Raw genomic sequence first — 18,590 nt, 5'->3', positions numbered from 1 at the left:
GCGGGGGTGGGGTGGGGCGCTTATGGTCGCCGTGGGAGGTCGCCGTGGTCGAGCGGGTGGAGGTCGGGCGGCGGGCGCGGAGTGCGGTCATCGCCGTGATCATGTTGGGGATGTTGTTGGCGGCGTTGGACCAGACGATCGTCGCCACCGCCTTGCCCACCATCGTCAGCGATCTCGGGGGTGCGGGGCACCTTTCCTGGGTGGTCACCGCCTACCTTCTGGCCGAGACGATCATGACCGCCCTGATCGGCAAGTTCGGTGATCTGTTCGGGCGCAAGCCCGCGTTCCTGGCCAGCGTGGCGCTTTTCATGATCGGGTCGTTCCTTTGTGGCTGGTCCGAGTCGATGACCTGGTTGATCGTGTCGCGGGCGATCCAAGGGCTGGGCGCGGGCGGGTTGTTGGTGACGTCGTCCGCTGTCATCGCCGATGTCGTGCCCCTGTCCGAGCGCGGCAAGTACCAAGGGCTCATCGGGGCGTTGTTCGGCGTGTCCACTGTGGTGGGTCCGTTGTTGGGCGGGCTGTTCGTGGACCACCTGAGTTGGCGGTGGGCGTTCTACGTGAACCTGCCGTTGGGCGTCGTGGTCCTGATCGTGGGAGCCCTGGCGTTGCCGGGGGCTCGGGCCGCGGGCAAGCCACGGATCGACTACCTGGGGATCCTGCTCATCGCCCTGGCGGCCACCGGGTTGACGCTCGTCACCAGTTGGGGTGGTGTGGAGTACCCGTGGGCGTCGCCGACCATCCTGTGGATGATCGCCGGGTCGCTGGTGGCGTTGGTGTTGTTCGTGCTGGTCGAACGGCGGGCCGCCGAACCGATGCTGCCCATGCGGTTGTTCCGCAACCCCGTGTTCACGGTGTGCAGCGTGCTCAGTTTCGTGGTCGGGTTCGCGATGCTCGGCGGGGTCACGTTCCTGCCGACCTACCTGCAGTACGTGCACGGGGCTTCGGCCACGCAGTCCGGGCTGGAGATGCTGCCCCTGGTCATCGGCATCCTGATCGCGTCGATCACCACCGGCAACGTGATCGGCAAGACCGGTCGGTACCGCCTGTTTCCCATAGTGGGCAGCATCTTGATGGTGTGCGGGATGTTGTTGTTGTCGCTGTTGGACACTGACACGGCGTTCTGGCAGGCGTCTTCGTACATGTTGGTGCTGGGGCTGGGTGTGGGCATGTGCATGCCGGTGCCTGTGGTGGTTGTGCAGAGCACCAGCAGCTATGAGGACCTCGGGGTGGCTACCTCCGGGGTGACGTTCCTGCGCACCATGGGCAGTTCGTTCGGTGTGGCGGTGTTCGGCACGATCTACGCCAGCCGCCTGCCCGAACACCTCGCCGCCGCCATCCCGCCGGGCGTGGACCCGCGGGCCGCGAGCAACGTCCAAGCCCTGCACACCCTCCCCGACGCGGTGAAAGCGCCGATCACGGCCGCCTACGCCGACACCCTCCAAGGTGTGTTCCTGGCCGCCGCGCCGGTGGCCGCGGTGGCGTTCCTGGTCGCGTTGTTCCTGCGCGAAGTCCCGTTGCGCGACACCGCCCGGGTCGCCGCGTCCGGCAACAACGGCGTGGGGGAGAGCTTCGCCGTGCCGCAGTCCACGGGGTCCAACCAGGAACTGGAGAAGCTGGTCGCGCTGATCGTCAGCAAGGAGGACCGCGACCCGACACCCGACGTGCTGGCGCGCGGCGGTGTTCCGCTGAGCCACGCGCAGGCCTGGCTGCTGGTGAAGGTGTTCCGGCAGAGCGTCCACCACGGCGACGCGGACCTGGACCGGCTGGCCCGCGACACCAGGGTCCCCGCGGGCATCTTCGAGCCCACCGCCCGGCAGCTCATGGCCAAGGGCCTGCTCACCGAGGACCGCGACCGGTACCGGCTCACCCCCGAGGGCACCGAGACGTTCACCCGTCTGGTCGGGGCGTGGCGGAACTGGCTGCACGACAAGCTCGTGGACTGGCGGTGCGACGACCCGGAGTTCACCCAGGCGGTGGACCGCGTCGCGACCGACCTGATCACGACCGGTCGCGCGTTGAGCGAACGCCGGCCCGCCGGCGTCTAGGCGGGCAGCCGCAGCCGGAACGTGCTGCCCACGCCCACGGCGCTGGTCACCTCCACCCTCCCGCCGTGCGCCTCGACCAGGTGCTTGGTGATCGCCAACCCCAGCCCGCTGCCGCCGGTCGCCCGGCTGCGCGACTTGTCCGCCCGCCAGAACCGGTCGAACACGTGCGGCAGGTCGTCGGGGTCGATGCCGACGCCCGTGTCGGCGACCTCGATCACCACGTGCCCGTCGGACCGGGTGCCGGTGACGGTGACCGTGCCGCCGGGCGGGGTGTAGCGCAGGGCGTTGGTGACCAGGTTCCGCACGGCCTGGCGCAGCCGCACCGGGTCCGCCGTCAGCTCCAGCCGCCCGGACGTGCGGGCCACCAGCCCGTCGGCGTGGTGCGCGGCGACCACCTGCTCGACCACCTCGGCGGCGTCCAGCGGCTCCGGGTGCAGCCGCAACGCCCCCGCGTCGGCCTGCGCCAGGTCGTGCAGGTCGTCCACCAGGGTCCGCAGCACCTGCGACTCCGACAGCAGCACCGCGAGCAGCTGCGGGTCCATCGACGCGACCCCGTCCTGCACCGCCTCCAGCCACCCGGTGACCGTCGCCAACGGGGTGCGCAGCTCGTGCGCCACGTCGCTGACCAGCGCCTGCCGCTGCCGCTCCGCGTCGGCCAGCCGCCCGGACATCGCGTTGAACGCGCTCGCCAGCTCACCCACCTCGCCCCGGGCCGGGCCGTCCACCCGCGCCGACCGGTCGCCCGCGCCCATCCGCCGCGCCGCCGCCGTCACCGCCCGGATCGGCCGGACCAGCCGCGACGCCACCAGCCAGCTCGCGAACCCGGCCAGCGCGAGCACCGCGGACCCGGTCAACGCCACCCGCGTCGCCCCCGCCGACGACAGGTCCACGCCCGGCCGCTCGCCGCCGGTCGGCGCGGTCAGGAACAGCAGCGCGGGCGGCGCCACGTGGGGCGCCAGCTGGGCCCTGCGCGCGCCGGACAGGCAACCGGCCACCTCGGGCGCGGTCCCCGGCGGCGCGGGACGCAGCCACCAGCGCAGCACGGCCGGTTCGGTCCACCGCTCGTCCACCCGCGCGTCCGGGCGGACCCGGTGCACGCAGTCCACCAGCAGCGACCGCAGCTCGCGGGAGGCCGCGTGCTCGGTCTCGGTCGGCGCGGTCAACACCTTCCCGCTGTGCAGGGGGCAGTCCTCGGCGAACCGGAGACCCGGCTCCACCGGCGGGTCCAGCGCGGGCCGCCCGCCCGGCTCCACCACCACGCGCGACCCGGTGCACTCGGCGATCAGCTGCGCCAGGGACCGCAGCCGGTCGGCCTCGACGGGGGTCAGGCGGTACGGCCCGACCGCGCGCGGGTCCACGGCGTCCGCGGGCGCGTCCGGCTTGAGCACCTGGTCGACGTTGAGCGGGTCCACGATCGCCTTGGGCCGCACCGGCAGCGGCGGCGCGTCCGGGCCGCCGGTGTCCACCAGCGGCACGCCGTCCCGGGTGGTCAGGGCGATCCGCCGGCCGGACCCGGCGGCCAGCGCGCGGGCCGTGTCCGCGACCCCCGACCAGTCGCGGTGGCCGGCGGCGTAGCCGAGCAGCTCGTCGTAGAGGGTCGCGTCGGTGGCCAGCGCCTCGCCCTGCTCCTGCCGGATGCTGCCGGTCGTCGCCTGGCTGGCCAGCCACGCCGTGACCGCGATCGACACCGCCGCGATCGCCGTGCACAGCGCGAAGAACCGGACGAACAGGCTGTGCGCCATCACGCGGCGGCCGGGTCGACGAGCTTGTAGCCGATCCCGTACACCGTCAGCAGCCGGCGCGGGCGGCGCGGGTCGCGCTCGACCTTGCGGCGCAGCTTCATGACGTGCACGTCCACGGTCCGCTCCGTGATGAACCCGTCGATGCCGTAGGACGCCTGCAGCAGTTGCGCCCGGGTGAACACGCGGTACGGGTGGGCGGCGAGCGTGGCCAGCAGGCGGAACTCGGCGGGCGTGCACACCACCGGCTCCCCGGCCAATGTCACCTCGTGCCGCTCGGCGTCCACGGTCAGCTCGCCCACCGTGAGCGCCTTCGCCGCCGACCGCCCGGCGCGCCGCAGGATCGTCCGCACCCGCGCGAGCATCTGCCTGGGGCGCAACGGTTTCACGATGTAGTCGTCCGCGCCGAGGTCGAACCCCAGCAGCACGTCGTCCTCCAGCGACCGGGCGGTCACCAGCACGACCGGCACCTCGGACTCCGCCCGCAGCACGCGCAGCACGTCCAAGCCGTCCACCACCGGCATCATCACGTCCAGCAGCACCAGGTCCGGCCGGTCGCGCCGGGCCTCGTCGATCGCCGCGCGGCCGTCGTGCACGACCACCACCGTGTGGCCGTCGTGCACGAGGTAGCGGCGGACGAGTTCCGCCTGGTTCCGGTTGTCCTCCGCGACGAGGATGTGGGCGCACACGACCGCAGTATGGATCAACGTCACGGGAACCCAGCGGGACGACAACAGGTTCTTCACACCCTCCGGCCAGGGTCGGGAGCATGTCGTCCCGCAGCGCGTGGCGGATGGGGTTGGCGGCCGTCCTGGGTGCGCTGCTCGCCTTGTCGAGCACCCACCTGTCCACACCGCAACCGGTTCCCCCGGTGCCGATCGCCTCCTCGACGACGCGTGTGACGCCCCTTCCGCCGGTGCCCACCACGACGTCCCGGCGTAGTTATGCGTCAACCGCCGACCTGCCCGACGGGCCCCCGGTGCCCGACTCGGGCACGGGCGTGTGGCGGGTCGTGCCGGGGACGACCGAGGCCATCGGCACCGGCGCGACCCGCACGTACAGCGTCGAGGTGGAGGAAGGCTTGGACGTGGACGGCAACGCGTTCGGGCAGGTCGTGCAGGAGATCCTGGGTGACCCGCGCGGGTGGGTCGGGCGCGGGGACGTCGCGTTCCGGCGGGTGGACACCGGCGCGCCCGCCATCCGGGTGCGGCTGACCGGTCCGAGCACCGCGCGGAAGCTGTGCGGGTTCGAGATCCCGGTGGACGTCTCGTGCCGGATCGGCGGGATCGTGCACCTCAGCGCGGCGCGGTGGGTGCGCGGGGCGGTGGTCTACGACGGTGACATCGCGGACTACCGCCGGTACGTGGTCAACCACGAGGTCGGGCACGCGCTCGGGCTGGGGCACAGCCCGTGCCCCGCCCAGGGCGCGCCCGCGCCGGTGATGCTCCAGCAGACGTTCGGCACGTCCAACGACTTCATCGCCGACTTGACCGGTGGCGGCGCGCCGCGCGACGGGAAGACGTGCGCGCCGAACCCGTGGCCGTTCCCGGGTTGAGGGCGGACGGCCCGCCGGCATGGGGCAGCCGGCGGGCCGTCCGCGACTAGCGCCGGCGGCGCAGCCCCAGCAGGAGCAGCACCGCGCAGACCAGCACCAGGTTCTTCAGCACGAACTCACCGGTCGCCGTCAGCAGCAGCGGGTTGCCGTCCGACCACGCCAGCGACGGCGCCTGGACGAACACCAGGAAGGTGCCGACCAGGTGCGCCGCCGTCACCACGAGGGTGGTCCGGTGCGGTTTGCCGAGCAGCAGCGCGATGCCGAGCACGACCTCCACCGCGCCCAGCGCCGGCAGCAGGAAGCCGCGGGACACCCAGGGCAGCGTGGCGTGCACCAGATCCGCCACCGGCGACCGGCCGACCACCTTGAGCAGGCCGAACCAGACGAACAGCAGCCCGATCGACAACCGCAGCGCGGTCGGCGCGACCTGGCTGAGGAACGCCTCGAAGCGGTCCCACCGCTGCGGTGGGACCGATCCGACCTCCTCGACCTCGAAGTCCTTGGTCGTGGACATCTCAGTCGCCCAACGGGTTGAGCAGGTCGGCCTTGCCCTCGAAGGCGAACAGCAGCAGGTCGGTCATCCGGAAGGTGTTCGAGTCCGGCCCGAACACCGGCCGCCACGACGGCTCCCGCACGATCGAGGTCCGCGAACCCTCCATCGCCCGGTGGAACACCTCCGCGACGATCCGGCCGCCGACCGGCCCGAGCAGGCCGTTGCCGAACTCCGCCTCCCGCAGGATGTAGAACCACAGCGGCGTGTTCGCCACGACCGCCGCCTTCTGCTCCTCGGTCAGCGAGTCCAGCGTGACGCCACCGCTGCCGTTCAGGATCTGCTCCGCGGTCAGCGGCGCCACCCCGAACAGCTCGGCGATCTGTTGCCCGGTCGCGAGCTTGACCATCATGGCCCGCGTCAGGTTGCGGAACGCCAGGTTGCGGTGGATCGGCGGGAACTGAGTCCCCCGCCCGTCGAACGTGCCCGCCGGCAACCGGGTCAGCGGGTCGACCAGCAACGTGTCGATCTTCTTGGTCACGTTGCCGCCGGTGCCGGTCGGCGCCAGGTCGGGCCGGCCCGCCTCGGTGAAGTCGTACAGCCTGCGGAAGTCCGCGATCCAGTTGGTGGGCAGCGTGTCCACCCCGGCGACCGTCGGGTCGTCGAGGTCGGTGCCCGGCCGGAAGTTGCCGCTGGTCCCGGTGAAGGTGAACAGCAGCAGCAGCGACGCGACCGGACCCGGCCCGCCGCTGTTGAACACGCGGTTCCACTCGTACGCGGCCCGGATCTGGCTGTGCCCGAGCCGGTACGCCGCCACCGAGAACTCCAGCGGCATGGTCGGCGGCTGCATCGCCCCGATGTACCCGCGGCCGGGCGCCTCGAAGAAGCGGCGGCCGTTGGTGAACACGTCGTCCACGATCGCCGGGTCGACGATGCGCGGCAGGTGGTCGTGGCGCAGCATCCACTGGTAGTGCCGCACGACCTGGGCGCGGGCCTGGCGGAACAGCCGCTGCCCGCTCAGGCCGGTCAGCGCCAGCTCGTCCACGACCCGGTTGTGGAACCGGATGAACGCCAGGTGCGTCTGGGCGATCACCAGGTTCTCGTCGTTGCGCTCGTCCGGGATCAGCGGACGGCGCCGCTCCGCGCCGGTCGCCCCGGACCCGGCCCGGGGCAGGTCGAAGCCCTCCAGCTCCACCTTGGTCCGGTCGTCCGGGAAGTCGGTGGCGGAGGTCTTGCCCATCTTGAGCTTGACCTGGTCGTCGGCGTAGAACCGGCGGTCGGCGGGGTCGAGGGGACCCCGGCCGTAGACCGAGTCGAGGTCCAGCGCGGGCGAGCGGCCCTGGACCAGGTCGTCCAGGTTGACGTCCCCGCCCAGCTGGGACTCGGTGCGGTCCATGGTCAGGTCGTGGTCGACGAACTGACCCAGGTAGGTGAACCCGGCCGGGATGGCGGGGTTCTCCGAATCGGGCTGCGGGACGTCGGCGGTCATCGCGGTCGCCAAGGCGGTACGCGTGGCCTCGTCCAGCTGGACCCCCTCCGGCCCCAGTCGCGAGAACCGGAACCGGCGCAGCTCCTCGACCGTGAGGGGCCGCCGGGCAGTGGGCTCCCCAGCCCCACTGAACTCCAGCACGCCCTCGCCGACCACGAAGAAGCTGTCACTCCCGTGATGTTTCATTGATTTGTCTCCCCCGTTCGCCCGGGATCACCGGGCTCAGGCACCGCACCCCCTGCGCGCTGCCTTCACCAACACAAGTGTCGACCGCCGTTCGGTGGATACACCGGACTTGCGCGTATCGGGTGTTCAGCCCAACGTGCTCGCGAACGCGAGCGCTCCGACCAGCGGCAACGCGCCCACCGTGACGAGCGTCGCGGTCCGGTTGGGGCGCGGACCGTCGCGCAGCACGCGCACGCCGAGCGGCACCAGCGCCACGCACAGCCCGACCGCGCCGACGATCGACACGACCTCGGTGCCCTTGAGCACGCCCAGCGGCAGCAGACCGGCGGTGGCCAGGCACACCGATCGGGCGATGCCGAGTTCACCCGACCGGTAGGTGGCGAAGGCCAGCAGGTACCAGCCGAACATGATCGTGAAGGACAGGTAGCTGAACAGGTGCGGGTCGCCGTACGAAGCGCCGACCAGCTCGGTCGCGAACTCGGGGCCGCGCCGCCGCACCAGGCTCTGCGCGGCCTGGTCGACGCCCGCGTGGAACGTCCGCTCGAACAGGCCGAGCACCACGAACGTGCCCGCCCACGCGGCCAGGGCGGGCCGGACCCGCGCCACCCGCTGCGCCAGCGCCACCACCGCGAGACCCAGCACGACGTTGCCCGCGGCGAAGGTCGTGTAGGCGGCGGTCATCAGGCCGGGGTGCTCGGCCATCGCCCGGAGCTGGTCGGGGAAGAAGAAGTGGAACGGCGAGCGCAGCAGCGTGCCGGTCAGCAGCAGCACCGGGCCGAGCACCAGGGCCGTGCCGCCGACCCAACGTCCGGGAAAGGTGTTCATGGCCCGAAACGGTGCCGCGCGACGGGGTCCGCGCGGATCGGCCCGTGGTCCCACCCCCGGCGTGGGACCACGGGCCGACATCGGTCACAGGTGCGTGCGGAACCAGTCCACGATCAGGTCGATCGTGTCGGCCAGGCCCTCGCGGTACACCTCGTGCCCGACACCCGGGTGCAGCTCCAGCCGCACGGGCTTGCCCAACTCCTTGAGCCGCGCGTACATCCGCTCGGACTCCTCCGGGTTGACGCGCGTGTCGTTCTCGCCGTGCAGCATGAGCACGGGCGCCCGCACGCGTTCGGCGTGCGTGATCGGGCTGCGCTCCACCAAGCTCGCCAACTGCGCCGGGTCGTCCGGGTCGCCGATCCACTCCTTGGTGCGCCGGCGCCACGTCGGCGGGCAGTTCTCGATGTCGGTCAACAGGTCCGACGTCCCGCACTCGCTGACCGCCGCCTTCCACAGGTCCGGCAGCCGCGCGGCGCACGACAGCGCGGCGAACCCGCCGTAGGACGCGCCGTGCACGCCCAGCCGGGTCTCGTCGGCCCACTCCACGTCCGCGAGCAGCGCCGCGGCGGCCGCCAGGTCCTCCAGGTCGCCGCCGCCCCAGTCGCCGTACACCTTCCGCTGGAAGGCCAGGCCGTAGCCGGAGGAGCCGCGGAAGTTCGGCGCGAGCACGCCGATCCCGTCGGCCAGCAACGCCTGCACCAGCGGGTCGAAGGACGGGTACGCCTGCGACTCGGGTCCGCCGTGCACGGACAGCACGACCGGGGCGTTCGTCGCGCCGACGGGTTTGTAGAGCAGGCAGGGGATGCGCAGGCCGTCACGGCTCGTCGCGTGCACGACGGTCGGGGCGACCAGGGCGGGCAGACCCCGGCCGAAGTCGGTGACGCGCTCGGCGGTCCCGGCGTCGAGGTCGGCCAGGTACAGCTCGGTGGCCGCGTCCGGGCGGGCCAACTGCACCAGCAACCTGCCGTCCGGGGTGAACCGCAGCACGTGGCCGTCGTAGCCGAACTCGCACACCGCGAGCCCCTCCGGAAGTCCTTCCACCGGGCGGGTCTCCGCGCCGTCGGACCAGAACAGCCGGGTCCAGCCGTGCTCGTTGCGGCCCCACGCCAGGCGCGAGCCGGAGATCGCGCCGCCCTCCACACTGGACTCCGGCGTGTCGATCCAGGTCAGCTCCCCGGCCAGGGACAGCGTCGCCAGCCCCAAGTGGTCGCGGCCCTGCGTGGTGCACACGACGATCCCCGACGAGTCCGGCAGCCACCCCACCGGCACGTACTTCGCCGGACCGGGGAAGTCGGTGATCCGCCGCGCGGAGTCGTCGGCCAGGTCCACCACGAACAGCTCGTGGTCGGCGTTCTGGTGGAACTTCAGCACCAGCAACAGCCGCGAGTCGGGGGAGAAGCCCATCGGGAGGTACCGGTCGTCGCCGCGCAGCACGGTGCGCGACCCGCGCTCGTCGCGCACCAGCACGTCGAACACCTCGGGGTCACGGGCGTTGCTCGCGTACGCCAGCAGCTTCCCGTCGGCGCTGTAAGGGTTTCCGCCCGTCGCGTAAGGCACACCGACCTCACAGCGCACGCCCTCCTCGGCGACCAGCCAGTCGATTTCGCCGCTCGCCAGGTCCACTTGGGCCAGCCGGTGCGCCTCGCCGCCGTCCGGATCGACCAGCACCACCACCTTCGTGCCGGACGGGTGCCACGAGCACCGCCGCACGGTCCCCGGCACCGGCACGTGCCGCCCGTCCACGTACGGCTGGACCTTGCCGGTGGCGTCGCCGAGCCACGCGATCCGCCCGTCCGGCCCCGGTTCCGCGCCGAACACCCACTCGAAGTCGGTCAGGCTCACCGCCCCACCTCCGCGATCGCGTGCTGCACGGTCGCCGCCGCCACGATCCCGCGCCGGAACCAGTCCAGCACCAGGTTCTCGTTGGGCGCGTGGTTGCGCTCGTCCACGTTGGCCAGCGGCACGCCGTAGCACGGCACGCCCAGCTCGTCGGTGAACGCGGCGATCGGCAGGCTCCCGCCCAGCGCGGGCACCAGCAGCGGCTCCTCGCCCAGGCCCTCCCGCGCGCCCCGCAGGACCGCGTCGGTCCACGGCGTCTCGGGCAGCGTCCGGGACGGCTCCATCGCCGCGCCCGGCACGAACTCGACGTCCGGCGCGTGCCGGGCCAGATGCGCCCGGATCGCGGCGGACACCTGCGCCACCCGCTGCCCGCCGACCAGCCGCATGTCGCACTTCGCGACCGCCACGTTCGGGATGACCGTCCGGTGCTCGCCGCCGTCCTCGCAGGTCAGCGAGTTGACGGTGAAGGTCGGTCCGGTCAGGCGCTCGTAGAACCCGAGGTCGGCGGGCGGTTCCACGGCGGTCACGCCGATCTCCGCGAGCACCTGCGGCACGTCCACCGGCAGCGCGGCCAACGCCGCCCGCTCGCCGGGGCTCAACCCCTCCACGGCGTCGGCGAAGCCCTCGATCAGCACCCGGCCGTCCGGCGAACGCATGGTGCCCAGCGCGTGCACCAGCCGCCAGGCCGGGTTCGGCGCGACCCCGCCCCAGTTCCCCGAGTGCAGCACGCCCGACGCGCCGCGCGCCCGCAGCTCGAACGCCAGCACCCCGCGCACCCCGAGGACGACCGCCGCCCGCCCCGACTCGTGCACCGGCCCGTCACTCCACACCACGAGATCCGGCTTCTCGATCTGCCGCAACGCTTTCGCGAGGTTGGGACTGCCGATCTCCTCCTCGCCGTCCAGCAGCACGGTGACCCGGCACGGCAGCCCGCCCAGTTCCCGCAACGCGCGCAGCCCGAGCAGTTGGGCGAGGTGCTGACCCTTGTTGTCGCCCGTCCCGCGCCCGTACATGCGGCCGTCGCGGACATCCGGCTGGAACGGCGGCGTCACCCACTCGTGCAGCGGTCCGGCGGGTTGGACGTCGTAGTGGCCGTAGACCAGCACGTGCGGCGCGCCCGGCGGTCCCGGCGCGGTGCCCACCAGCGCGGGCCAGCCGCCGGTCTCCACCACCCGCGCGGTCAACCCGGCGCGGCGCAACAGCTCCACGCCGTGCGCCGCCGCGCCGGACATGCCCTCGCCGGTGCGGCTCACGCTGGGCTGCGCGACCCACGCGGCCAGCTCGGCCACCAGGTCCGGCTCCCGCTCGCGCACCCACTCGCCGACCCGCCGCGCCAACTCCATGCCACCCCTCCGATTTCAGGAAGTGCAATCGATGGCAGTGAACCAAATCACTGGCGCGCGCGGCAAGGTCCGCTCGGCTAACCTTCGACGCGTGCCCGCCGACCAGCCCCCGCGCACCGCGTCCGTCGAGGAGTTGAAAGCGCTGGCGCACCCCCTGCGGTGGCGCATCCTCCGACTCTGCTTCGACCGGGCGTGGACCAACCAGGAGCTGGCCGAACGCCTCGAAGTGGCGCCCGCGACCGTGCTGCGGCACGTCCGCGCCCTGGTCGGGACCGGGTTCCTGGTCGCCGAACCGGTGCGCACGGGTGCGAAAGGCGCGCTGGAACGCCCCTACCGCGCGACCGGCCGCACCTGGCGGCTGGGGCTGGTGGACGACGGCGACGGCCTGGTGCAGCAGGTGGACCTGGCCATGCTGGGCGCGCACCGGGCGGAGATCATCGAGGCCGGCCCGGACGCGAACCGGGACGTGCGGCGCGGCGTCCTGCGGCTGGGCGAGCGGTCCCAGGCCGAGCTGCGCGAACGCCTGGTCGAGCTGATCACCGAGTTCGTCGGGCGCGACGAGCCCGACGGCGAGCCGCTGAGCTACCTCTGGTCGCTGGTGGCCCGGCCGGACCGGTAGCGCAGGCCGTCCAGCACCAGGTCCAGCATCCGGTCCGCCTGCTCGCGGTCGGCCAGTTCGACCGCGGCCAGGGCGACGCCGCCGAGCGTGCCGAGCACGTCCATCGGCCGCACGTGCCCGCTGAGCCCGCCGACCGCGTCGAGCAGCGTGGCCACCGCGTCCAGCAGCAACCGCCGGCTCTCCGCGAACGGGTCGGCCCCGGACGCGATGACGGCCTTGAGCGCGTCGCCCATGCCCTGCTTGGTGCCCATGTACTCGACGAACCGGTCCATCCACGCCCGCATGGCCCGCTCCGGCGGCAGTTCGGCGAGCAACGCCGGCACCGAGTCGCACAGCTTCGCCAACTCGCTGCGGTAGACGGCCTCGACCAGCGCTTCCCGGGTGGGGAAGTGGCGGTAGAGCGTGCCGATGCCGACCCCGGCCCGCTTGGCGACGGTCTCCAGCGCCACGTCGCCGTCGGCGGAGAACGCCTCCAGCGCGACCGCGATCAGCTTGTCGCGGTTGCGCTGGGCGTCGGCGCGCAGGGGGCGTGGGGCGGCCACGGCGGCTCCTCGTGTGGTGCAGGGCACAGTGCTAACCGGAGGGTCCTCCGGTTACTGTCGGATTAGCGGAGGCTCCTCCGCTTGAAGCCTACAGGGAGACCCCATGTCCGACCGGATCACCACCCCGTTCACCTTCGACTCCACCGCCGCCGAGGTGCTCGCGGGCGTGGACCTGACCGGCAAGCGGGCCGTCGTCACCGGCGGCGCGTCCGGCATCGGCGTCGAGACCGCCCGCGTGCTGGCCGGCGCCGGCGCGGAGGTCACCATCGCCGTGCGCGACATCGAGGCCGGCCGGCGCACCGCCGCCGGGATCGGGAACGCCACCGGCCGACCGGTGCACGTCGCCCCGCTCGACCTGGCCGACCAGGCCTCCGTCGCCGCGTTCGCCGCCGACTGGGACGGTCCGCTGCACATCCTCGTCGACAACGCAGGCGTCATGGCCACCCCGGAGACCCGCACGCCGCGGGGCTGGGAACTCCAGTTCGCCACCAACCACCTGGGCCACTTCACCCTCACCACCGGCCTGCACCGGGCGCTGGCCGCCGAGGGCGCGCGGGTCGTCGTGGTCAGCTCCAGCGCCCACCTCATGTCCCCGGTGGTGTTCGAGGACATCCACTTCCACGACCGCCCGTACGAGCCGTGGCCCGCCTACGGCCAGTCCAAGACCGCGAACATCCTGTTCGCCGTGGAGGCCGCACGGCGGTGGGCGGCCGACGGGATCACCGTCAACGCCCTCATGCCCGGCAGCATCCCGACCAACCTCCAGCGGCACGTGGACCCGGACGAGCTGGCGCGGCTGGCGGCGTCGGTGCCCGGCCACCGGTTCAAGACCGTCGAGCAGGGCGCGGCCACGTCGGTGCTGCTCGCCGGCTCGCCGCTGGTCGAGGGCGTGACCGGCCGGTACTTCGAGGACTGCGCCGAGGCGCTGCCCAACCGGGGCGGGCTGCGCGGCGGGGTCGCGGACTACGCGCTGGACCCCGAGGCGGCGACCCGGCTGTGGAAGGTGTCGGAGGAGACGGTCTGACGCCACCCGTTGGCCGCATTGCCGCAGTGTCGCGGCGGTCGTTGAATCGGCTACGGCCGTGCCGCCGACACAGGGAGTCCCGATGACCGACCTGACGCTCGACCCCGCCAAGACCGCCGTGGTGCTGATCGAGTACCAGAACGACTTCACCAGCCAGGGCGGCGTGCTGCACGACGCCGTCAGCCCGGTCATGGACGACACCGGCATGCTGCCCAAGACCGTCGCCCTGGTCGAAGCCGCCCGTGCGGCGGGCGCGACCGTGATGCACGCGCCGATCACGTTCGCCGAGGGCTACCACGAGATCTCACGACACCCGTACGGCATCCTCAAGGGCGTCGTGGACGGCAAGGCGTTCGTGAAGGGCACGTGGGGCGCGGCCATCGTGGACGACCTCGCGCCCCAGCCGGGTGACATCGTGGTCGAGGGCAAGCGCGGGCTGGACACGTTCGCCAGCACCAACCTCGACTTCATCCTGCGCAGCAAGGGCATCGACACGATCGTCCTCGGTGGGTTCCTCACCAACTGCTGCGTCGAGTCGACGATGCGCACCGGCTACGAGAACGGGTACAAGGTCGTCACCGTCACCGACTGCGTCGCCGCGACGTCGGCGGAGGAGCACGAGAACGCGATCAAGTTCGACTACCCGATGTTCTCGGTGACCGCGACGGCCGAGGAAGTCGCCGCGGCCCTGCGGTGAGGGTCGAAACCCTAAGCTTCCCTCAAATCCTTCGACGGGTGTGACGCGGGTCCCTAGCCTTGCTTCATGAGGCTGCTGCTATGGACCGTCCTGGTCTGCGCATGCGCAGTCCACGGCGGTGAGACGTTGGTCCTGGTGTCGGGCGCGCTGCTCGCCGGCTGTGCGGCCGACCACCCCCGCGTGCGGCGCGGGCGGGTGCGCGGACCCCGGGTCCGCGTCGCCCGCCCGCCGCGCGCGGCTTGAGGACCGGGCTGTCCACACCGGACCGCACCGGCCGTTCCACGGTTCGTCCGGCCACCGGGGTATGAGGGCCGGGGAGCCCCGTGGACGGACTCCCCGGCCTCCGCAGGCGTCAAGCGGGACTGGGGGACCTCGCCTGACGCGAAGCCTGCGATTGCCCGAGACGGGAGAAGGCGCGAAGCATGCCACGTGGGAACTTCATTTGAAGATCCGGCTGATTCCCTGCCCCCGTCCCCCGGAGTGACCGCGCGCTGTCCCGGTCGGCGGTCCGGACAGGACCGTATTCGGCGCGGCACCAATGTCGGAAGCGGCTGAACGGGTGAATTGGGCGTTGGTGTGCGCACTCGGTCAGGTCGGCCGTTCTGATTGGGCACGTATCCGCGCCAGGGTTGCCTAAATTGTGGAAAGTGATAGGCGGAACAAAAATATTCCACGCGGCCGCAGATGGCCGTGCGCCCCGGGGCCCTGACCCGGCGGGGAGGCCCGTCGGTGGGACCGGGCGGACGTGCGGAGGATCGCCCGAACGCCGCCGGGGATCGGCCGAGCGGACGCCGCCAGGGTGGGTGACGGCCCCATGCCGCCGCCGGCCGCGGTGGATGCGGGAATCCGAGGGGGAGGCGCGACCGCCCGCGTTCGCGGTCCCGCAGCCCTCCGCGGGCGGCGCGCGACGGGCCCGCGGGCTATCGCGCGCCGCCGATTCCCGGTGAATTCGCCTGACCCCCGGCGGCTATTCCGCACGCCGGCGGCGGTTTCCCGCACAACGCGGAAAACTGTTTCAGGTCCGCGCGACGGTGGCCACGAGTTGTTCCAACGCGCGCAGGTGGCCGGCGCGGATGCGGGCGTGCTCGGCGTCGGTCGCGCCGGTCATCGTCGTGGTGATGGTGATGTCCAGCGGCTCGGGCAGCTCGGGCAGGTTGATCAGGGTCCGGCCGCGGCCGTGGGCGACCTTCGCGTAGTGCCCCGCCACGGTGCGCTGCTCGTGCGGCGGGTAGGCGGCCCGCAGGTCGTCGAACGCGCTGCCGCCGTCCGGGCCGCGGTCGGCGAACACCGCGATCTCCACGGCCTCCACGTGCGGCGTGCCGCGCCCGGACGGCGGGAAGGACCACTTGCCGTACGCGCGCAGCGGGCGGGCGTCGGCCGGTTCGGCGGTGCAGCGGGCCTCGGCGACGGGCAGGCCGTCGGCGCGCATCCACGCCGCGAGGTCGCCGGGCGCGTCGCACAGGCTGACCCGCAGCGGTTCCGGCGCGCGGGTGGTCGACGGGGCGGGACCGGCCGGGGCCGGCTGCTGCGCGCAGCCGGTCAGGGACAGCACGGCGACGAGGGCGGCGGCGGTGCCACGTGATCTCACCATGTCCGTCTACATCGCCGGACGGGCGCCGGACGTGACACTGAATTGATCACGTCCGGCGCTCGCGCCTACTTGGTGCGGAACAGTTTCACCTTCATCGACGTCCCGGATTGCGTCAACACCCGTAGACCGACGCCCACGGCCGGCAGTTTCACGCCCGTCGTGGGCGTCTCCGGGTACCAGAACCGCTTGGTGTCGTCGAACACCGGCCGCGCCGGCTGACCGCGCACATAGGACGCCTTGCCGTTGATGTGCAGGGTGAACGAGTCCGACTTCTGCAACCCGAACGGCGCGTCGTAGCCCGCGACCGTCGGCGCCCACGGCCGCCCTTCGAGGTGGTAGATCGGCGCGGGGTTGGCGTCGATCGGCAGGATCAGGCCCTCACCGGGGTGCTCGCTCGTGTTGTTGTCCAGGAAGCTCGTGTCCCACAACGACACCAGCAGGCCGTCCTGGTAGGGGAAGTGCTCCACCCAGTCCGGCTTGTCCGGGAAGCTGTACCGGTACGGCCCGGTCCGGTTGTACGCGCCGTAGGACTCGTAGGTGCGGTGCGAGGCGATGTAGAACTGGTCGAACGCCTTGGTCTCGGTGCCCGCCGTGGCCCGGAAGCCCTTGAGCGCCCAGCCGGAACCGGTTTCGGCCCCGTCCTCCAGCACCGGCGCGCCGTCCGCGGTCACCGTGACGGCGTCGGCGAAGAACCCTTGCAGCGCAAGCCCACCGTCGGTGCGGTAGGCGAAGCGCAGCTTGGTGTTCTGGCCCGCGTACGCGGTCAGCGGGACCCGGACGTCCACCCAGCGGCCACCGGACGTGCCGCTGATCGAGGGCGCGTCGCCGGAGTCGCGGACGAACGGCCTGCCGTCCACGGTGCCGTCGAGCTGGGTCCAGCTGCCGTCGGCGTTGGCGGCCTCGACGTAGAGGTAGTCGAAGTCCTCCTCGATGTCGAAGCGCGCCTTGAGGGTCAGCTCCGCGGTGGACTTCCCGGTCAGGTCCAGCGGCCGGGTCATCGAGTGGTCGAGGTCGTTGCCCTTGTCGCTCCACCACATCTTCGAGCCCGCGAACGGGTCACCGTAGTCGAAGGTCTTGGACACGTCCGGCAGCACGACCACCAGGCCCTGGGCCTTGGCGCTGTTGTACTCGTGCGGGCCGAGGTCGAACACCCGCTCCTGGCCGGCGACGGCGACCTCGTAGTCCAGCCAGCCGAGCTGGAGCTTGTCCCACGCGGACAGCTCGTTGGCGCGGGTGCCGGGCGGCTCGTCGCCGACGCCGACGCGGGTCTGGCCCATCAGCGACCACCAGTTGACGCCGTTGGTGCCGCCGCCGCTGGTGTCGTAGTGGTCGGGCAGGCCCAGGTCGTGGCCGTACTCGTGGGCGAACACGCTCACGCCGCCGTTCTCCGGCTGCATCGTGTAGTCGCCGACCCACAGGCCCGTGTCGCCGATGGGCGCGCCGCCCAGCTTGTTGCCGCCCGGCCCGGAGTTGTAGTTCTTGAACGCGTAGCCGCGGTGGCTCCAGATGGCGTCCTCGCCCTGCCACGGGTCGCCGTCGGCCTGGTCGCCGCCCGCGTGCACGACCTGGAAGTGGTCGAGGTAGCCGTCGGGCTCGGAGAACTCGCCGTCGGCGTCGAAGTCGTAGCGGTCCCAGGTGTCGTACTCGGCGAGCTGGGCGCGGATGTCGTCGGTCGAGCGGCCGGCGGCCCGCTGGTCTTCGAACCACCGGGCGACGGCGTCGCGGACCAGGTCGTAGGAGTTGTTGCAGACGTTGCCGCCGCACGGGTAGCCGTTGGACCGGCCGTAACGGGCCTCGTTGTAGCGGACCTCGACCCAGTCGGTGACGGTGCCCTCGACGGTGTAGCGGCCGGAGGACTGCTTGTCGAAGTAGTTGGCGACCGAGTTCGCGCCGGGCTCGGTGGCGAAGTACAGGTCCTCGAAGTAGGCGCGGCTGAAGTCCGGGTGCCAGATGGTGGTGTTGTCCACCGAGCGGTCGGGCTCGGGGATCGCGTTGTGCGCCGGACCGTCGAAGCGCCGCGGGCCGGGCGTGGCGGGCGCGGTGTCCTGGTCGGGGTACTGCGGGTGCCGCTCGTCGCCGAACTCGGCGAGCACGACGAAGACCTTGTCGGTCTTCTGGCGCTCCAGCTCGACGTACTGGTCCACCTTGCCGTTCCTGCCGCCGAGCCGGACGACCCGGCTGCCGTCGCGCTGCTCGGCGGTCGCCTCGCCGGTCAGCACCTTGGCCAGCGCCTCCCGCTTCAGGGCCCGCCGCTTGTCCTCCAGCGGGTGCGGCAGTTCGTCGGTGACCTGCGGCGGCTGCTCGGCGCCGGCCTCCGGGGCGGCCTGGGCGACGGCGGCCGGGGTCAGACCTGCGGTCAGCAGGGCCAGCGTGGCGGCGCCGGCTAAGAGTCTTCGCACGAGTCCTCCTCACTCGGGGGTTGCGTGCGGTGACGTTGCCGCAGTCCTCCGGCGCGTGGCACGGCCGGAAGTCGGGTTCGGGCCGAACCAAAGGTGATCACGCAGCGTGGGTTGCTGCTACACTCCGCTGTGTGTGGGTCATCTTCGGTTCCGCCGACGACGCCGTGCGTCGGGTCGTGGCCGAGTGTCGGGCGTCGGTGAATCCCT

The 18,590-nt window shown here is 72.3% G+C and carries 16 protein-coding genes; 6 read left to right on the top strand and 10 right to left on the bottom strand.

Features of this window, described 5'->3' with window-relative positions:
• Positions 1-44: 44 nt before the first annotated feature.
• The gene (locus AB0A74_RS23625; RefSeq protein ID WP_358252536.1) at positions 45-2,045 is read left to right on the top strand and encodes an MDR family MFS transporter; all 2,001 of its coding nucleotides are present in this window, start codon (positions 45-47) and stop codon (positions 2,043-2,045) included.
• Here AB0A74_RS23625 and AB0A74_RS23620 read toward each other — a convergent pair.
• Together AB0A74_RS23620 and AB0A74_RS23615 are read right to left on the bottom strand one after the other, a co-directional pair.
• A complete protein-coding gene (locus tag AB0A74_RS23620; protein ID WP_358252577.1) occupies positions 2,042-3,787 on the bottom strand; it encodes an ATP-binding protein in 1,746 nt (581 codons plus the stop codon). The genes AB0A74_RS23625 and AB0A74_RS23620 overlap by 4 nt on opposite strands.
• Complete coding sequence (locus AB0A74_RS23615; protein WP_358252575.1) at positions 3,787-4,473, bottom strand: response regulator transcription factor; 687 nt, start codon at positions 4,471-4,473, stop codon at positions 3,787-3,789. The genes AB0A74_RS23620 and AB0A74_RS23615 overlap by 1 nt, the downstream gene beginning before the upstream one ends.
• 80 nt (positions 4,474-4,553) lie before the next feature.
• On the opposite strand from AB0A74_RS23615, the gene AB0A74_RS23610 reads away from it, so the two are divergent.
• Positions 4,554-5,339 carry a DUF3152 domain-containing protein gene (locus tag AB0A74_RS23610; protein WP_358252534.1) on the top strand — a complete coding sequence of 262 codons (786 nt, stop codon included), beginning with the start codon at positions 4,554-4,556 and terminating at the stop codon, positions 5,337-5,339.
• A 46-nt stretch (positions 5,340-5,385) separates the two neighbouring features.
• Here AB0A74_RS23610 and AB0A74_RS23605 read toward each other — a convergent pair whose 3' ends face one another.
• From AB0A74_RS23605 to AB0A74_RS23585, 5 genes are all read right to left on the bottom strand, one after another.
• Positions 5,386-5,853 (bottom strand): DoxX family protein, encoded by a 468-nt coding sequence (locus AB0A74_RS23605; RefSeq protein WP_358252532.1) that lies wholly within the window; start codon positions 5,851-5,853, stop codon positions 5,386-5,388.
• A gap of 1 nt (position 5,854) precedes the next feature.
• Positions 5,855-7,504 carry a heme peroxidase family protein gene (locus tag AB0A74_RS23600; RefSeq protein ID WP_358252530.1) on the bottom strand — a complete coding sequence of 550 codons (1,650 nt, stop codon included), beginning with the start codon at positions 7,502-7,504 and terminating at the stop codon, positions 5,855-5,857.
• Positions 7,505-7,630: 126 nt separating this feature from the next.
• Complete coding sequence (locus tag AB0A74_RS23595) at positions 7,631-8,329, bottom strand: hypothetical protein (protein ID WP_358252528.1); 699 nt, start codon at positions 8,327-8,329, stop codon at positions 7,631-7,633.
• Positions 8,330-8,413: 84 nt separating this feature from the next.
• Complete coding sequence (locus tag AB0A74_RS23590) at positions 8,414-10,171, bottom strand: alpha/beta fold hydrolase (protein WP_358252526.1); 1,758 nt, start codon at positions 10,169-10,171, stop codon at positions 8,414-8,416.
• Positions 10,168-11,511 (bottom strand): M20/M25/M40 family metallo-hydrolase, encoded by a 1,344-nt coding sequence (locus AB0A74_RS23585; RefSeq protein WP_358252524.1) that lies wholly within the window; start codon positions 11,509-11,511, stop codon positions 10,168-10,170. Before AB0A74_RS23585 ends, AB0A74_RS23590 begins: the two co-directional genes overlap by 4 nt.
• Before the next feature lie 91 nt (positions 11,512-11,602).
• Between AB0A74_RS23585 and AB0A74_RS23580 the strand changes: the two genes are divergently transcribed.
• On the top strand, positions 11,603-12,130 hold the full coding sequence (locus AB0A74_RS23580; RefSeq protein ID WP_358252523.1) for a winged helix-turn-helix domain-containing protein: 528 nt from the start codon (positions 11,603-11,605) through the stop codon (positions 12,128-12,130).
• Here the strand turns inward: AB0A74_RS23580 and AB0A74_RS23575 are convergent.
• A complete protein-coding gene (locus AB0A74_RS23575; protein WP_358252521.1) occupies positions 12,094-12,672 on the bottom strand; it encodes a helix-turn-helix domain-containing protein in 579 nt (192 codons plus the stop codon). The two genes, AB0A74_RS23580 and AB0A74_RS23575, sit on opposite strands and share 37 nt — an antisense overlap.
• Positions 12,673-12,775: 103 nt before the next feature.
• Here AB0A74_RS23575 and AB0A74_RS23570 point away from each other — a divergent pair, with 103 nt between their 5' ends.
• The 3 genes from AB0A74_RS23570 (at position 12,776) to AB0A74_RS23560 (ending at position 14,636) form a co-directional block, all read left to right on the top strand.
• On the top strand, positions 12,776-13,696 hold the full coding sequence (locus AB0A74_RS23570; protein WP_358252519.1) for an SDR family NAD(P)-dependent oxidoreductase: 921 nt from the start codon (positions 12,776-12,778) through the stop codon (positions 13,694-13,696).
• Positions 13,697-13,778: 82 nt separating this feature from the next.
• Positions 13,779-14,393 (top strand): cysteine hydrolase, encoded by a 615-nt coding sequence (locus tag AB0A74_RS23565; RefSeq protein WP_358252517.1) that lies wholly within the window; start codon positions 13,779-13,781, stop codon positions 14,391-14,393.
• A gap of 66 nt (positions 14,394-14,459) precedes the next feature.
• Positions 14,460-14,636, top strand: coding sequence for a hypothetical protein (locus AB0A74_RS23560; protein WP_358252515.1), 177 nt, complete (start codon positions 14,460-14,462; stop codon positions 14,634-14,636).
• Positions 14,637-15,408: 772 nt separating this feature from the next.
• Here AB0A74_RS23560 and AB0A74_RS23555 read toward each other — a convergent pair.
• The gene (locus AB0A74_RS23555) at positions 15,409-15,984 is read right to left on the bottom strand and encodes a hypothetical protein (protein ID WP_358252513.1); all 576 of its coding nucleotides are present in this window, start codon (positions 15,982-15,984) and stop codon (positions 15,409-15,411) included.
• Positions 15,985-16,049: 65 nt separating this feature from the next.
• Positions 16,050-18,383 (bottom strand): immune inhibitor A domain-containing protein, encoded by a 2,334-nt coding sequence (locus AB0A74_RS23550; protein WP_358252512.1) that lies wholly within the window; start codon positions 18,381-18,383, stop codon positions 16,050-16,052.
• Positions 18,384-18,590: the final 207 nt, after the last annotated feature.

This window comes from Saccharothrix sp. NPDC042600 (assembly GCF_040647305.1).
Taxonomy (GTDB): Bacteria; Actinomycetota; Actinomycetes; order Mycobacteriales; family Pseudonocardiaceae; genus Actinosynnema; species Actinosynnema mutabilis.
The sequence above is the reverse complement of the archived record's forward strand: the minus strand, read 5'-3'. Positions and strand labels throughout refer to the sequence as shown.

Excerpts from the sequence above, each read along its gene's own strand:
- AB0A74_RS23555 (WP_358252513.1), bottom strand. The coding sequence starts at position 15,984 with ATGGTGAGATCACGTGGCACCGCCGCCGCCCTCGTCGCCGTGCTGTCC.
- AB0A74_RS23610 (WP_358252534.1), top strand. The coding sequence starts at position 4,554 with ATGTCGTCCCGCAGCGCGTGGCGGATGGGGTTGGCGGCCGTCCTGGGT.
- AB0A74_RS23560 (WP_358252515.1), top strand. The coding sequence starts at position 14,460 with ATGAGGCTGCTGCTATGGACCGTCCTGGTCTGCGCATGCGCAGTCCAC.
- AB0A74_RS23585 (WP_358252524.1), bottom strand. The coding sequence starts at position 11,511 with ATGGAGTTGGCGCGGCGGGTCGGCGAGTGGGTGCGCGAGCGGGAGCCG.
- AB0A74_RS23620 (WP_358252577.1), bottom strand. The coding sequence starts at position 3,787 with ATGGCGCACAGCCTGTTCGTCCGGTTCTTCGCGCTGTGCACGGCGATC.
- AB0A74_RS23595 (WP_358252528.1), bottom strand. The coding sequence starts at position 8,329 with ATGAACACCTTTCCCGGACGTTGGGTCGGCGGCACGGCCCTGGTGCTC.
- AB0A74_RS23600 (WP_358252530.1), bottom strand. The coding sequence starts at position 7,504 with ATGAAACATCACGGGAGTGACAGCTTCTTCGTGGTCGGCGAGGGCGTG.
- AB0A74_RS23570 (WP_358252519.1), top strand. The coding sequence starts at position 12,776 with ATGTCCGACCGGATCACCACCCCGTTCACCTTCGACTCCACCGCCGCC.
- AB0A74_RS23605 (WP_358252532.1), bottom strand. The coding sequence starts at position 5,853 with ATGTCCACGACCAAGGACTTCGAGGTCGAGGAGGTCGGATCGGTCCCA.
- AB0A74_RS23565 (WP_358252517.1), top strand. The coding sequence starts at position 13,779 with ATGACCGACCTGACGCTCGACCCCGCCAAGACCGCCGTGGTGCTGATC.